The 14,859-nt window shown below is 61.0% G+C and carries 12 protein-coding genes; 1 reads left to right on the top strand and 11 read right to left on the bottom strand.

Going from position 1 to position 14,859, the window contains the following annotated elements; translation table 11 throughout:
* Positions 1-29: 29 nt before the first annotated feature.
* Positions 30-2,762: a preprotein translocase subunit SecA gene (gene secA, locus DBR00_RS06660; protein WP_108486214.1), complete on the bottom strand. Its 2,733-nt coding sequence runs from the start codon at positions 2,760-2,762 to the stop codon at positions 30-32.
* A gap of 118 nt (positions 2,763-2,880) precedes the next feature.
* Complete coding sequence (locus DBR00_RS06655; RefSeq protein ID WP_108538028.1) at positions 2,881-3,807, bottom strand: M23 family metallopeptidase; 927 nt, start codon at positions 3,805-3,807, stop codon at positions 2,881-2,883.
* A gap of 81 nt (positions 3,808-3,888) precedes the next feature.
* Between DBR00_RS06655 and DBR00_RS06650 the strand changes: the two genes are divergently transcribed.
* Positions 3,889-4,344 carry a DUF721 domain-containing protein gene (locus DBR00_RS06650; RefSeq protein ID WP_108488768.1) on the top strand — a complete coding sequence of 152 codons (456 nt, stop codon included), beginning with the start codon at positions 3,889-3,891 and terminating at the stop codon, positions 4,342-4,344.
* A gap of 81 nt (positions 4,345-4,425) precedes the next feature.
* On the opposite strand, the gene lpxC is transcribed toward DBR00_RS06650, so the two are convergent.
* From lpxC to murD, 9 genes are all read right to left on the bottom strand, one after another.
* Positions 4,426-5,337, bottom strand: a complete 912-nt coding sequence (gene lpxC, locus DBR00_RS06645; RefSeq protein ID WP_108488769.1) for a UDP-3-O-acyl-N-acetylglucosamine deacetylase — start codon at positions 5,335-5,337, stop codon at positions 4,426-4,428.
* A 112-nt stretch (positions 5,338-5,449) separates the two neighbouring features.
* Positions 5,450-6,637: a cell division protein FtsZ gene (gene ftsZ, locus DBR00_RS06640; RefSeq protein WP_108488770.1), complete on the bottom strand. Its 1,188-nt coding sequence runs from the start codon at positions 6,635-6,637 to the stop codon at positions 5,450-5,452.
* A gap of 45 nt (positions 6,638-6,682) precedes the next feature.
* On the bottom strand, positions 6,683-7,930 hold the full coding sequence (gene ftsA / locus DBR00_RS06635) for a cell division protein FtsA (protein ID WP_090251236.1): 1,248 nt from the start codon (positions 7,928-7,930) through the stop codon (positions 6,683-6,685).
* 20 nt (positions 7,931-7,950) lie between these two features.
* A complete protein-coding gene (locus tag DBR00_RS06630) occupies positions 7,951-8,826 on the bottom strand; it encodes a cell division protein FtsQ/DivIB (protein WP_108488771.1) in 876 nt (291 codons plus the stop codon).
* A 3-nt stretch (positions 8,827-8,829) separates the two neighbouring features.
* Entirely contained in the window at positions 8,830-9,780 is a 951-nt protein-coding gene (locus tag DBR00_RS06625; RefSeq protein WP_108488772.1) for a D-alanine--D-alanine ligase, read from the bottom strand.
* Positions 9,777-11,186: a UDP-N-acetylmuramate--L-alanine ligase gene (gene murC, locus DBR00_RS06620; protein ID WP_218276610.1), complete on the bottom strand. Its 1,410-nt coding sequence runs from the start codon at positions 11,184-11,186 to the stop codon at positions 9,777-9,779. Before murC ends, DBR00_RS06625 begins: the two co-directional genes overlap by 4 nt.
* A 34-nt stretch (positions 11,187-11,220) precedes the next feature.
* Positions 11,221-12,291: an undecaprenyldiphospho-muramoylpentapeptide beta-N-acetylglucosaminyltransferase gene (gene murG, locus DBR00_RS06615; protein ID WP_108488774.1), complete on the bottom strand. Its 1,071-nt coding sequence runs from the start codon at positions 12,289-12,291 to the stop codon at positions 11,221-11,223.
* Positions 12,281-13,507 (bottom strand): putative lipid II flippase FtsW, encoded by a 1,227-nt coding sequence (gene ftsW, locus DBR00_RS06610; protein ID WP_108538049.1) that lies wholly within the window; start codon positions 13,505-13,507, stop codon positions 12,281-12,283. Before ftsW ends, murG begins: the two co-directional genes overlap by 11 nt.
* A complete protein-coding gene (murD, locus tag DBR00_RS06605) occupies positions 13,507-14,853 on the bottom strand; it encodes a UDP-N-acetylmuramoyl-L-alanine--D-glutamate ligase (protein ID WP_108489638.1) in 1,347 nt (448 codons plus the stop codon). Before murD ends, ftsW begins: the two co-directional genes overlap by 1 nt.
* Between the last annotated feature and the right edge of the window lie 6 nt (positions 14,854-14,859).

The raw sequence follows: 14,859 nt of genomic DNA, 5'->3' as shown, positions 1-14,859 counted from the left end.
GTCGGCCCAACCCTCGATACACGGCAGGCCTAGCTGACCTGACCGTGGCAGTGCTTGTACTTCTTGCCGGAACCACAAGGGCACGGCTCGTTACGGCCGATCTTCGGCTCGGTACGTACGGGTGCGGTAGCCACCGCCAGATCACCCTCTTCCTCGCTGGCTTCCGGCAGCAGGGCCGAAGCTTCGGCGTGCTGGAACTGCATACGCTCAGCCAGCGCTTCGGCTTCGCGACGCAGACGGGCTTCTTCTTCGGCCGGGTCTTCGCGACGCACCTGCACATGCGACAGCACGCGGATGGTGTCGCGCTTGATCGACTCCAGCAGCTCCTGGAACAGGGTGAAGGACTCGCGCTTGTACTCCTGCTTGGGGTTCTTCTGCGCATAGCCACGCAGGTGGATACCGTGACGCAGGTGATCCATGGTCGACAGGTGGTCTTTCCACAGGTCGTCCAGCACGCGCAGCAGAATCTGCTTCTCGAAGGTGCGCAGGGCTTCGGCGCTGGCCTCGTTTTCCTTCTCGTTGTAAGCCTTGACCAATTCGTCGAGGATGCGTGCGCGCAGGGTTTCCTCGTACAGTTTGTCGTCTTCGTCGAGCCACTGCTGAACCGGCAGACGCAGGTTGAAGCCGCTGTAGAGGGCATCTTCCAGGCCAGCGATATCCCACTGCTCAGGCAGCGATTGCGGCGCAATGTGCTGATTAATGGTGCTGTCCAGTACTTCCTGACGGAAATCGGCGATGGTTTCGCCAATGTTATCGGCCGCCAGCAGCGTGTTGCGCATGTGGTAAATCACCTTGCGCTGCTCGTTGGCCACGTCATCGAATTCCAACAACTGCTTACGCATGTCGAAGTTGCGGCCTTCAACCTTACGCTGGGCCTTCTCGATGGCGTTGCTGACCATGCGGTGTTCGATGGCTTCACCGGACTGCATGCCCAGGGCCTTCATGAAGTTCTTCACCCGATCCGAGGCGAAGATGCGCATCAGGTTGTCTTCCAGCGACAGGTAGAAGCGGCTGGAACCCGGGTCACCCTGACGGCCAGCACGACCACGCAACTGGTTGTCGATACGGCGCGACTCGTGACGTTCGGAGGCAATCACGTGCAGACCACCAGCCTCAATCACCTGCTGATGACGCTTCTGCCAGTCGGCTTTGATCTGCGCGATCTGCTCAGGCGTGGCGTTTTCCAGGTTGGCCACTTCGACCTCCCAGTTACCGCCCAGCAGGATGTCAGTACCACGACCGGCCATGTTGGTGGCGATGGTCAGCGCACCCGGGCGACCGGCCTGGGCAATGATCTCGGCTTCCTTCTCATGGAACTTGGCGTTGAGCACCTTGTGCTCGATGCCTTCCTGATTGAGCAATTTGGACATGTGCTCGGAGGTTTCGATAGTAGCCGTACCGACCAGCACCGGACGGCCCTGGGCCATGCTTTCCTTGATATCGGTGACAATGGCGGCGTACTTCTCGTCCGCTGTCAGGTACACCAGGTCGTTAAAGTCCTTGCGCGCCAGAGCACGGTTGGTCGGGATGACGATCACCGCCAGACCGTAAATCTGATGGAACTCGAACGCTTCGGTATCCGCTGTACCGGTCATGCCGGACAGTTTGGTGTAGAGGCGGAAATAGTTCTGGAAGGTGGTCGAGGCCAGAGTCTGGCTCTCGGCCTGGATCGGCAGGCCTTCTTTGGCTTCGATGGCCTGGTGCAAACCCTCGGACAGACGACGACCCGGCATGGTACGGCCGGTATGCTCGTCAATCAGCAGCACTTGATTGTTCTGCACGATGTATTCGACGTTGCGGTGGAACAACTTGTGCGCACGCAAGCCCGAGTACACATGGGTCAGCAGGCCCAGGTTGTGCGCCGAGTAGAGGCTCTCGCCTTCGGCCAGCAAGCCGACTTCGGTGAGCATTTCTTCAACGTACTGGTGACCGGCTTCGTTCAACTCAACCTGACGGGATTTCTCGTCAACCTTGTAGTGACCTTCCTGAGTCACCACGCCCTCTTCTTCCTCAATGTGCAGCTTGAGGCGCGGGATCAGTTTGTTGATCTCGGTATAGAGGCGCGAGCTGTCTTCGGCCTGCCCGGAGATGATCAGCGGGGTACGCGCTTCGTCGATGAGAATGGAGTCAACTTCGTCGATTACGGCAAAATTCAGCTCGCGCTGGAATTTTTCTTCCAGGCTGAAGGCCATATTGTCGCGCAAGTAATCGAAACCGAATTCGTTGTTGGTGCCGTAGGTGATATCGGCCGCGTAGGCGGTGCGCTTCTCTTCCGGCGGCATGAACGGCGTGACAATGCCGACGCTCAGGCCCAGAAACTCATACAGTGGACGCATCCAGTTGGCGTCGCGGCGGGCCAGGTAGTCGTTGACCGTGACCACATGCACGCCTTTTCCGGACAGTGCATTGAGGTACACCGCCAGGGTCGCCACCAGGGTCTTACCCTCACCGGTACGCATCTCGGCGATCTTGCCTTCGTGCAAGGTCATGCCGCCGATCAGCTGCACGTCGAAGTGACGCATGCCCATCACCCGCTTGCCTGCTTCACGGGCTACGGCGAAGGCTTCGGCCAGCAGTTGATCAAGGGTTTCGCCTTTGGCCAGACGGGCTTTGAATTCCGCCGTCTTGGCACGCAATTGCTCATCGGACAAAGCAAGCATCTGCTCCTCGAAGGCATTGACGGCCTGCACCGCCTTGAGCATGCGTTTGACTTCACGCTCGTTCTTGCTTCCAAAGAGTTTTTTCAACAAAGGCGCAAACATATCGACAGGATCTTCCAGGCGTATGGATTGAGGGTGACTGAACAGCCACCCATGCAGCCGTTCATGGCTGCGTGCGAAGCGGGCATTCTACCCGGAAACGCGAATGAGGAAAGCTACGTTATTCGTCGTCGCTCACGCGAGCGATATAGCTGGCCGGATTGACCAGACGACCATCCTTGCTCACCTCAAAATGCACGTGATAACCACTGGCTCGGCCACTGCGCCCCACCCGGGCAATGGTTTGGCCGCGCTGCACCAGGTCACCAATCTGCACCAGATTGCTCTGATTGTGCGCATACAGCGTGGTGTAACCATCGGCATGACTGATTTCCACGGTATGCCCATAACCGGAGCGATTACCGGAAAAGCTCACCACCCCAGCGGCCACAGCCACCACATCACTGCCGGGCTTGGCGGCAAAATCGACGCCTTTGTGCTGGGTATTGCGCCCGGTCAGCGGATGTACACGACGGCCGAACGGTGAGGACATATACCCCTGACGCACCGGCATGCCGGACAGGTACTCGGCCTCATTCAACTGGCGCTCGCCAATCAGCTGCTCAAGCACTTCCAGCAGTTGCTCGCGGCTGTCCAGGCGCAGGCTGAGCTGATCCAGCTCGTCCATAAATGGCGGCGGCGCATAGGCCGCTTCGCCCAGCACATCCTCGGCACCGCCCTGCCCCACGCTGAGCGAGAAATCGAATTCGCTGGCGTCCAGATCCGCCAGTTCGGTGAGCCGCGCGCCCAAGGCATCCAGACGAGTCAGGCGAGCCTGCAACTCAGCCACGTGTACAGCGAAGGCGTCCAGTTGGCGCTGGGCATCGCGTCGCACCTCACCGACCTCGGCACGCTGCTGATCCAGCACCTGATTGAGCTGCGTATCGTCATGCACCGCTACAGTCGCCGGTGCCCACCAGGCCCCCACGGCAACCCCGCCGCCCAAGGCTGCAGCGAGCGACACGACGAACGCCAGTAGCAGCCAGCGCAAGTCCAGGCTAAGCGATCGCGCGGCACCGTGGTGCCGACTGAGTAAGATAATGTGCACGGCCTTCCCCTAGTGGTGAAGCGTCAGTCAGCAACAGCGATTCTGCTACCATGGCGGCTTCACTTTTTCAGGCGTCCTGCCATGACTTTTCGTCCTTTGCCGGCCAAAGCTCCCGCCGCGTTACTGCGCGAAGCGAAACCCCTGAAGGCGCTGTTCAATCAAGCGCAACGCATTGATCGCTTGCAGCACCTAGTGGAAAGCCAGCTGCAGCCGGCTGCTCGCGAACACTGCCATGTAGCGTCATGGCGCGAGGGTTGCCTGCTGCTGATCATCACTGATGGCCACTGGGCCACCCGCCTGCGCTATCAACAAAAACGCTTATTGAAACAACTGCAGGCACTTGAAGAGTTCGCGACCTTAACGAAGATTCTGTTCAAGGTGCAACCTCCGACTGCCGAAAGGCGTGCAGCGGGTCGCACAATCAACCTCTCCGACAGCGCCGCAGAAAACATCCAAGCGACCGCCGACAGCATCAGCGACCCCAAGCTACGCGCCGCCCTTGAGCGCCTCGCCAACCACCGCAAAAGCGATCAGTAGACGCTCAGACAAGCCAATACTCAGGTATAAAAAAAGGCCACCCGAGGGTGGCCTTTGAAAGTAAAAAAGGAGGGTGTTGCGTTACACGGCCGCAACCGGGCGCATGTAAGAGATTGGCGCCGTATTGGGGTCGTCAAAGGTGACGACTTCCCAAGAATCGGTCTGCTCGATCAAGGTCCGCAGCAAGCGATTGTTCAGCGCATGCCCCGATTTGAAGCCCTTGAACTCGCCAATCAGGCTGTTACCGAGCAAGTAGAGATCACCGATCGCGTCGAGAATCTTGTGTTTGACGAACTCATCCTCATACCGCAGGCCGTCTTCGTTCAACACGCGGAATTCGTCTACCACGATGGCGTTATCTACGCTGCCGCCGAGCGCCAGGTTCTGTGAACGCAGGAACTCGATATCACGCATAAAACCGAAGGTACGGGCGCGACTGACTTCCTTCACAAACGAGGTGCTGGAGAAATCAACGCTGGCCGACTGGGTGCGATTGCGGAAAACCGGGTGATCGAAATCGATCTCGAAGGTCACCTTGAAACCTTCGAAAGGCACGAAAGTGGCGCGCTTGTCGCCCTCTTCCACGGTCACTTCGCGAAGGATGCGGATGAACTTCTTGTGGGCTTCCTGCTCCTGCAGACCCGCCGATTGAATCAGGAATACAAAGGGACCCGCACTGCCATCCATGATCGGCACTTCGGATGCGGAGAGCTCGACGTAGGCGTTATCGATGCCCAGGCCAGCCATGGCCGAAAGCAGGTGCTCTACCGTATCCACCTTGACATCACCATTGACCAGCGTGGTCGACATGGTGGTTTCACCGACATTGCCTGCACGCGCGGGAATTTCCACGACAGGATCCAGGTCGGTACGACGGAACACGATACCGGTGTCCACGGGTGCCGGCTTCAGGGTCAGGTATACCTTTTCCCCGGAATGCAGGCCGACGCCAGTGGCGCGGATAATGTTCTTCAGGGTGCGTTGTCTGATCATGGCTTTGGCCGCTATAGCACTAGTTGCGAATAGTTTTCAACAATGGCCGGCGATGATAGCAGAACCGGCCTTTGCTGAACACCAATCACCCCAATACTCCTGATACATTTCATCAATCAGCCTGACGACGCAGAAACGCCGGGATGTCCAGATAATCCAGGTCATCCTGCGGGTTCAGCTTGGCCGCAGTAGCCGCACCGCCGTGGCTTTGACGCTGAACGGTCGGACGCTCGTAGTCCTTGTAATTGACGCTTTGCTCAGCACGCGCCGGGGCTGCAGCGTTACCGCCAGTGTTGGCAGAAACTTGCACAGTATTGTCGATAACCTTGACCGGTTTCTCGATACGCGCGCCCAGACCCGTGGCAACTACAGTCACGTGCAGCTCATCGCGCATATCCGGATCGATCACAGTGCCAACCTTGACGGTGGCGTGCTCGGAGGCGAACTGCTCGATGATGTTACCCACGTCGGAGTACTCACCCAGGGACAGGTCAGGACCGGCGGTGATGTTCACCAGGATGCCGCGTGCGCCTTGCAGGTTGACGTCTTCCAGCAACGGGTTGCGGATTGCCGCTTCGGTGGCTTCACGTGCACGGTTCGGACCGCTGGCGCAGCCAGTGCCCATCATCGCCATGCCCATTTCGCTCATCACGGTTTTCACGTCGGCGAAGTCGACGTTGATCATGCCCGGACGCTTGATGATGTCGGAGATACCGCGTACGGCACCGGCCAGCACATCGTCAGCCTTGGCGAAAGCCGACAGCAGGCTGGCGTCTTTGCCGAGGATGGTCAGCAATTTTTCGTTGGGGATGGTGATCAGCGAATCGACGCTTTCCGACAGCGCGCGAATACCTTCTTCAGCAATCAGCATGCGCTTCTTGCCTTCGAACGGGAACGGACGGGTCACCACCGCAACGGTGAGGATGCCCATTTCCTTGGCCACCTGAGCGATGACGGGCGCAGCACCGGTGCCGGTGCCGCCGCCCATACCGGTGGTGATAAAGACCATATCGGTGCCTTGCAGCACTTCAGCGATGCGCTCGCGGTCTTCCATGGCTGCTTGGCGGCCGACTTCCGGATTGGCGCCAGCGCCGAGACCTTTGGTCACCGCAGTGCCCAGTTGCAGCACGGTGCGCGCGCCGATGTTTTTCAGGGCTTGAGCATCGGTATTGGCGCAGATGAATTCCACACCTTCGATGTTGTTCTTCGCCATGTGGTTGACTGCGTTGCCGCCGCCACCGCCCACGCCGATCACCTTGATAACTGCACTTTGTGGAGCGCTGTCTACGAGTTCGAACATTTTCCCTCTCCTTTTTACTTTCTAGTTGTAACGCCTACTGCAAAATCAGAAGTTGCCCTGGACCCAGCGTTTCAGCCGTTCCAGCACAGGTTGTTTGGGTTCATCGCTGTAACTGCCAAGCGCAGACATGGAAATACCGTCGGCCTGCTTTTGCAGCCCGTACAGCAGCAGGCCTACGCCTGTGGAATAGATGGGGTTACGCACCACATCAGCCAATCCTTTGACACCCTGGGGCACGCCCAGACGCACCGGCATATGAAAAATTTCTTCGGCCAGCTCGACGGCGCCTTCCATCTTCGCGGTACCACCGGTGAGGACGATCCCGGCGGGGATCAGGTCCTCGTAGCCGCTGCGGCGCAGTTCCGCCTGAATCAGGGTGAACAGCTCGTCGTAGCGCGGCTCGACCACTTCGGCCAGGGACTGACGCGACAGGTCACGCGGCGGGCGATCACCGACGCTTGGCACCTTGATGGTTTCACCGGCTCCGGCCAGTTTGGCCAGCGCGCAGGCATAGCGAATCTTGATTTCTTCAGCGTACTGGGTCGGCGTACGCAGGGCCATGGCGATGTCGTTGGTCACCTGGTCACCGGCAATCGGGATCACCGCAGTGTGACGAATCGCACCTTCGGTGAAGATACAGATGTCAGTTGTTCCACCACCGATGTCCACCAGGCACACGCCCAGCTCTTTCTCGTCGTCGGTCAGCACTGCATAAGCGGAGGCCAGCTGCTCAAGAATGATGTCGTCGACTTCCAGGCCGCAACGGCGCACGCACTTCTCGATGTTCTGCGCGGCATTTACGGCACAGGTAACTACGTGCACCTTGGCTTCCAGGCGCACACCAGACATGCCCAGCGGCTCACGCACGCCTTCCTGGTTATCGATCACGTAGTCCTGCGGCAAGGTGTGCAGCACGCGCTGATCGGCAGGAATGGCCACGGCCTGAGCGGCGTCGAGTACGCGTTCTAGATCCGCCGGGCTGACTTCACGATCACGGATGGCGACGATGCCATGGCTATTGAGACTGCGTATATGGTTGCCAGCCACGCCGACGAAGGCCGAGTGGATACGGCAACCGGCCATCAGCTGGGCTTCCTCCACGGCGCGCTGGATCGACTGCACGGTAGATTCGATATTCACCACCACGCCCTTTTTCAGGCCGCGCGACGGATGGGTGCCGATGCCGACGATTTCCAGTTGGCCGTCTGCATTCACCTCACCTACCAACGCCACTACCTTGGAGGTGCCAATGTCGAGGCCGACGATCATCTTGCCGCTCTGCACGTTTGCCATGGCTCTTGTCTTCTCCTGATTCACTGCACGACAGCGGTGGGTGCCGCTGCAGGCGCTACCGGCTCACGCCACGCCACGGCCAGGCCGTTGGCATAGCGCAGATCGATACGCGCGATATTCGTTTGTTGCTCTTTCAAGGCCTTGTTGTAGATGGCCGAGAAGCGGCGCATTTTTTCCACCAAATGGTCACGCCCCAGCAGCAGCTCGATGCCCTGCCCGGTGGAGAGAAACCAGCTGCCGCGCTCACGCAACTCCAACCGCGCCACGGAAAATCCCATGGGCCGCAGCATCTGGCTGAGCACCTGGTATTGCTGCATCACCTGCTGCTGGGCACGGCGCGGACCGTACAGCTGCGGCAGGTGCTGATAATTGCTGACTTCCTGCGGGGCAAACGCTTCACCCTGATTGTTCAGCAGTGCCTCATCGCCCCAGCGGGCAATCGGTAGCTGCTCTTCCAAACGCACCACCAACTGATCCGGCCATACGCGACGCACTTGGGCGCTGGCAATCCACGGCATCAGTTCCAGTTCGCGACGCAGGCTGAGCAGGTCCACCTTGAAGAAGCTGGCACTGGCATAGGGCGCAATCCGCTGCTGCACGGCCTGCTGATTGACGTAGCTGAGGTCGCCCTCGACGCTGATTCGCGCAATCGGCTGATCGGCATAGGGCAGCGCGCGCAATGACAACTCGTATGTGCCATAGCCCAGACCGAGCAGCAACAGCGGCCAAGTCAGACGCTTCAGCCAACCGCCCATGCCCGTGAAGCGTGCCTTCGGCAGGTTCATCCGCAGGCTGATCGGCTCCTTGGCCACCAAACGGCTGGCGCCGCGCTGCGCAGGCTTACCGCGCACGGGGGCGCGGTTCGAACCTGGCTGGTGACGCAAGGTGGCCGTCATGACTTAACCTCGCGCCTCAAGGCTGTCGGCCAGAATCGCCAACACCAGTTGTTGAAAATCCAGACCGGCAGCACGCGCCGCCATCGGCACCAGGCTGTGGTCAGTCATGCCTGGCACGGTGTTGACTTCAAGCAGCCAGAACTTGCCGTCAGCGTCCTGCATCACGTCGGCGCGGGCCCAACCCTGGGTGCCGACCGCTTCACAGGCGCGCGCGGTGAGGTCTTTCAGCTCAGCCTCCTTCTCCGCCGAGAGGCCGCACGGGATGCGGTACTGCGTGTCATTGGCCAGGTACTTGGCGTCGTAGTCGTAGAAGCTGTGCGGCGTGCCCAGGGCAATCGGCGGCAGCACCTGACCGCGCAGCATGGCGATGGTGAATTCCGGACCGGCGATCATCTGCTCGACCAGCACCTGCGAGTCGTAGCGGCTGGCTTCTTTCCAGGCAGTAATCAGGGCATCGATATCGTTGACCTTGGCCATGCCAATGCTCGAGCCCTCATGGGCCGGTTTGACGAACAGCGGGAAACCCAGCTCAGCCGCCGCCGCATGGCAGTCGGCTTCGCTGGCCAGCGCCGCGTGGGCCGGCGTCGGCAGACCGAGGCTCAGCCAAACGCGCTTGGTGCGTAGCTTGTCCATGGCCAGGGCTGAAGCCAGGATGCCGCTGCCGGTGTAAGGAATCCCGGCACACTCAAGCAAGCCCTGCACCGAACCGTCTTCGCCGCCACGGCCATGCAACACGATAAAGGCGCGGTCGATTTTCTCGGCAGTCAGGCGCTGCAGCAGGTCATCGCCTGCGTCGATGCCGAATGCATCCACACCTGCAGCCAGCAGCGCTTGCAGCACGGCATTGCCGGACTTCAGCGAGACTTCACGCTCGGCACTTTTGCCACCGAACAGCACGGCCACACGCCCAAAGGCGCTGACCGGAAATTGTGATTGCAGACTGGCAGCACTCATTTCAACTTACCTTCGGTCGCTGCGAACAGCGGACTTTGCAACAGTTGCGGAGCCAGGCCGCCGATATCGCCGGCACCTTGGCAGAGAAGAATGTCGCCCGCGCGCAGCAGCGGCTTGACGATGGGCGCGAGGTCCACACCGCGCTCGATATAGATCGGGTCGAGATGGCCACGCTGACGGATGCTGTGGCACAGATTGCGGCTGTCAGCGCCTGGAATCGGCGCTTCACCGGCCGGGTAGACTTCCATCAGCAACAGCACCTGGGCATCACCGAGGACCTGCACGAAATCGTCATACAGGTCGCGGGTACGGCTAAAGCGGTGCGGCTGGTAAACCATCACCAAGCGGCGCTCCGGCCACCCACCACGCACAGCCTTGATCACCGCCGCGACTTCGCGTGGGTGATGGCCGTAATCATCGACCAGCATCACGCTGCCGCCGTCCACCGGCAGCTCGCCGTAGACCTGGAAGCGCCGACCGACGCCCTGGAACTGCGATAAGCCCTGGACGATGGCGTCATCGCTGATGCCTTCGTCGCTGGCGATGGCGATGGTGGCCAGGGCATTCAGCACGTTGTGGTTGCCCGGCATGTTCACCGACACATCCAACGGCTCGCGGCCATTGCGCAGCACGGTGAAAAACGTCTGCATGCCCTGCTGACGGACATTGATGGCACGCACATCAGCGTCTTCATCAAAGCCATAGGTCACGGTTGGACGCGCCACTTGCGGGAGAATCTCGCGCACGATCGGGTCATCCACACACATCACCGCCAGGCCGTAAAACGGCAGGTTGTGGAGGAACTCGATGAAGGTTTTCTTCAACTTGTTGAAGTCACCGCCATAGGTACTCATGTGGTCCATGTCGATATTGGTGACCACCGAGACCATCGGCTGCAGGTGCAGGAAGCTGGCGTCACTCTCATCGGCTTCGGCGATCAGGTAACGGCTGCTGCCCAGCTGGGCGTTGGTGCCGGCAGCATTCAGCCGGCCACCAATCACGAATGTCGGGTCCAGACCACCAGCAGCGAACACCGAGGCCAGCAGGCTGGTGGTGGTGGTCTTGCCATGGGTACCGGCCACGGCGATGCCATGACGGTAACGCATCAGCTCGGCGAGCATTTCGGCACGCGGCACCACCGGAATACGACGCTCAAGCGCCGTGGCGACTTCCGGGTTGCTGGTATTCACCGCGCTGGAGACCACCAGCACGTCGGCTTGCTCGGCGTTCTCGGCGCGGTGACCGATAAAGATCTGTGCGCCGAAGGTTTCCAGGCGCTCGGTCACAGCCGAGGCTTTCAGATCGGAGCCGGACACTTCATAACCGAGGTTGAGCAGCACTTCGGCGATACCGCACATGCCGGCACCACCGATCCCTACAAAGTGGATGCGGCGAATGCGGCGCATGCGGCGGATTTCCGAGCGTGCAGCGGCGGGAGACTTAGCCACGGGCCACCTCCAGGCAGATATCGACGACGGTGCAGGTTGCATCGGGCTTGGCCAGGCGACGAGCCGTCTGCGCCATGTGAGTGAGTTGTTCGGGGTGCATCAAAACCTCGGTCAGCTGCGCAGCCAGCTTGGCGGCGTCAGTGGAACGTTGTGGCAGCAGCACGGCAGCGCCGGCACTGGCCAGATAATCGGCATTGCGGGTCTGGTGATCGTCAATGGCATGCGGCAGCGGCAGCAGGAACGCTGGCAGGCCGGCGGCGGCCAGCTCGCTGACGGTCAGCGCGCCGGACCGGCACACCACCAGATCGGCCCAGGCATAGGCCCGCGCCATGTCCTTGATAAACGGTGCGACCTGCGCTTCGACGCCAACGGCGCGATAGCGTTCAGCGGTCACGCCATCATGTTGTTTACCGGCCTGATGAAACACCTCAGGGCGCAGCTCGGCGGCCACCAGCGCCAGGGCTTCGGGCAGCAATTTATTCAGCGGTTCGGCGCCCAGGCTGCCGCCCAGCACCAGCAAACGTGGCTGGCGGTTGCGCAGCGAATCACGCGGGGTTTCCAGGAACAGCTCTTCGCGCACCGGGTTGCCGGTGGTGCGGCGTTTGTCGCTATTGCCGAAAGTATTCGGGAAGGCTTCGCAGACGCGGCTGGCGAATGGCACCAGGCTGCGGTTGGCCGTACCGGCCACAGCGTTCTGCTCGTGGATGATCAGCGGCGCGCCGCTCAGGCGCGCGGCCAGGCCGCCAGGCCCCGTGACATAGCCGCCCATGCCCAACACGCACACCGGCTGCAGCTCGCGCATTACTTTGCGCGCCTGGAACAGCGCCTTGAGCAGCTGGAACGGCGCTTTCAGCAGCGACAGCTTGCCTTTGCCACGCAGACCCGTGACATCTATCAGGTGCAACGGCAGACCAGCCGCCGGCACCAGCTCATTCTCGATCCCGCGCGGCGTGCCCAACCAGTGCACGCTGTAACCGCGCGCCTTGAACTCACGGGCGCAGGCCAACGCCGGGAATACATGCCCGCCAGTGCCGCCAGCCATGATCAGTACATTACCGCGCATGGCGAACCTCCTCAGCAGGCTGGCCGTCGAAGAAATCGGCTTCGCTGAAATCGACATCCTCGCTGCCCAGTTGGGTGCGACGCTCCCATTCGATGCGCAGCAACAGCGCCAGGCTGACGCAGCAGATCACCAGCGAGCTGCCGCCGTAGCTGAGAAATGGCAGCGTCAGACCTTTGGTCGGCAGCAGGCCGATGTTCACCCCGATATTGATCAGTACCTGGCCAATCCACAGAAACGCCAGACCGTAGGCCACATAGGCCGAAAAAAACTGCTTAGCCTTCTCCGCCCATAGCCCTATATACAGGGCGCGCACGCTGACGAAGACAAACAGGGCAACGGTGATCAGTGCACCGACCATGCCCAGCTCTTCGGCCAGCACGGCAAACACGAAGTCGGTATGCGCTTCCGGCAGGTAGAACTGCTTCTGCACGCTGTTGCCCAGGCCGACGCCAAACCATTCACCCCGGCCGAAGGCAATCAGCGCCTGGCTCAACTGATAACCGGCGCCGTACTGGTCAGCCCAGGGGTCGACAAAGTTGGTCAGGCGCTCCAGGCGATAGGCCTGACTGGTCATCACTAACACGCCAAGGCCCAGTACGCAGGCCGCCAGCGGAATAAAGCGCAGCAGGTTGACCCCACCGAGGAACAGCATGGCGATGGCCGCGCCCACCAGTACCACGGTGGCGCCGAAGTCCGGCTCGGCCAACAGCAGCGCAGCAATCGGGCCCAGCACCAGCATCGGTTTGATAAAGCCGGTGAGCTTCTCGCGCACTTCTTCCTGACGACGCACCAGGTAGGCGGCGATAAACATCACGCTGAATAGCTTGGCCAGCTCGGACGGCTGCAGGTTGAAGATGCCAAAGCCGATCCAGCGCTTGGCCCCGTTAACCTCACGGCCAATACCCGGCAGCAACACCAGAATCAGCAGCAGCACAGCCACCAGCAGCAGCGTGCCACTGTAACGTTGCCACAGTGCCATCGGCACCAGCAGGGTTGTCAACGCAGCCCCGGTGCCAATGGCGAGATAAACCAGGTGACGAATCATGTGGTACAGCGGGTTGCCCGACTGCGCCGCCGCCACTTCCGAGGACGCCGAAGCAATCATCACCAGGCCTAACCCCAGCAGTGCCAGGCAGCCAGCCAGCAGCGGGAAATCAATGTCGATCCCACGACGGGTATGCAGCGGTGAAGGGGCGGCGAGCAGGCGGGCCAGCATCATTGCAAGCCCTCCACAGCCTGGGCGAACAGACGCCCGCGCTCTTCGAAATTTTTGAACATGTCCAGGCTGGCGCAGGCCGGTGACAGCAGCACGGCATCGCCCGCCTCAGCCAGCTCTGCAGCACGCTGCACAGCTTCTTCCAAGGTGTTGACCCGGATCAGCGGCGCGGCGGCGCCCAGCGCGTCAGCCAGCAGCTCGGCGTCGCGACCGAGCAGTACCACGGCGCGGCAGAACTTGCCGACTGGCGTTTTCAGCGCCGAAAAGTCCGCGCCCTTGCCATCACCACCGGCGATCAGCACCAGCTTGCCGCTGATATCCGCGCCCAGGCCTTCGATGGCTGCCAGGGCAGCGCCGACGTTGGTGGCTTTGGAGTCATCGTAGTAACTCACGGCTTTGCGCTCGCCAACCCACTGGCAGCGATGCGGCAGGCCAGCGAACTGCTTGAGGGTGGCCAACATCGGCTCGAACGGCAGGCCTACAGCATGGCCCAGTGCCAAAGCAGCCAGGGCGTTGGACTGGTTGTGCGCGCCGCGAATTTTCAGCTCACGCACCGGCAGCAACGCAGCGAACTGGTAGGCCAGAGATTTCTCGCCGTTTTCTTCCAGCAGGCCGAAACGCTTGAAGTCCGGCTTGCCCAAGCCGAAGTACCAGCACGGCAGTTGATCAGCCACCAACGGACGCGACAGCGCGTCATCGCGGTTCACCACCACCTGCCGTGCGCCACGGAAGATGCGGTGTTTGGCCAGGTGATAGGCCGGCAGATCGGCGTAGCGATCCATATGGTCTTCGCTGATATTCAGGCAGGTCGCCACTTCGGCGTTGAGCTGGTCAGTGGTTTCCAGCTGAAAGCTCGACAGCTCCATGACATACAGTTCGATGTCGTCACTGAGCAGATCCAGCGCTGGCGTACCGAGATTGCCCCCGACAGCGACCTTCTTGCCGGCCGCTGCGGCCATCTCACCGACCAGGGTGGTCACGGTGCTTTTGGCGTTGGAGCCGGTAATCGCCACGATCGGCGCCTGGGCATAGCGGGCGAACAGGTCGATATCACCCGACAGCTTGACTCCACGCGCCGCCGCTGCCTGCAGCGCCGGGGTGGCAATGGCCAGACCCGGGCTGACCAACAGCTCGTTGGCGCGGCAGAGGAATTCCACATCCAGTTCGCCACAACGCACTTCCACCTGCGGGAACTGCTCACGCAAGGTGGCGAGCTCCGGCGGGTTGGCACGGGTATCAACCACGGCAAACGGCAACCCCTGGCGGGCGAGGAAACGCACCAGGGACATGCCGCTTTTGCCGAGGCCGACAACGATGCGGAAGTGGTCAGACGCAATCAGGCTCATGCTTTC

The organism is Pseudomonas sp. HMWF032, assembly GCF_003060885.1.
Taxonomy (GTDB): Bacteria; Pseudomonadota; Gammaproteobacteria; order Pseudomonadales; family Pseudomonadaceae; genus Aquipseudomonas.
This window is presented reverse-complemented; position numbering and strand designations above follow the sequence as displayed.

Excerpts from the sequence above, each read along its gene's own strand:
- ftsA (WP_090251236.1), bottom strand. The coding sequence starts at position 7,930 with ATGGCAAACGTGCAGAGCGGCAAGATGATCGTCGGCCTCGACATTGGC.
- DBR00_RS06630 (WP_108488771.1), bottom strand. The coding sequence starts at position 8,826 with ATGACGGCCACCTTGCGTCACCAGCCAGGTTCGAACCGCGCCCCCGTG.
- murC (WP_218276610.1), bottom strand. The coding sequence starts at position 11,186 with ATGCGCCGCATTCGCCGCATCCACTTTGTAGGGATCGGTGGTGCCGGC.
- ftsW (WP_108538049.1), bottom strand. The coding sequence starts at position 13,507 with ATGCTGGCCCGCCTGCTCGCCGCCCCTTCACCGCTGCATACCCGTCGT.
- murD (WP_108489638.1), bottom strand. The coding sequence starts at position 14,853 with ATGAGCCTGATTGCGTCTGACCACTTCCGCATCGTTGTCGGCCTCGGC.
- murG (WP_108488774.1), bottom strand. The coding sequence starts at position 12,291 with ATGCGCGGTAATGTACTGATCATGGCTGGCGGCACTGGCGGGCATGTA.
- DBR00_RS06625 (WP_108488772.1), bottom strand. The coding sequence starts at position 9,780 with ATGAGTGCTGCCAGTCTGCAATCACAATTTCCGGTCAGCGCCTTTGGG.
- lpxC (WP_108488769.1), bottom strand. The coding sequence starts at position 5,337 with ATGATCAGACAACGCACCCTGAAGAACATTATCCGCGCCACTGGCGTC.
- DBR00_RS06650 (WP_108488768.1), top strand. The coding sequence starts at position 3,889 with ATGACTTTTCGTCCTTTGCCGGCCAAAGCTCCCGCCGCGTTACTGCGC.
- secA (WP_108486214.1), bottom strand. The coding sequence starts at position 2,762 with ATGTTTGCGCCTTTGTTGAAAAAACTCTTTGGAAGCAAGAACGAGCGT.
- ftsZ (WP_108488770.1), bottom strand. The coding sequence starts at position 6,637 with ATGTTCGAACTCGTAGACAGCGCTCCACAAAGTGCAGTTATCAAGGTG.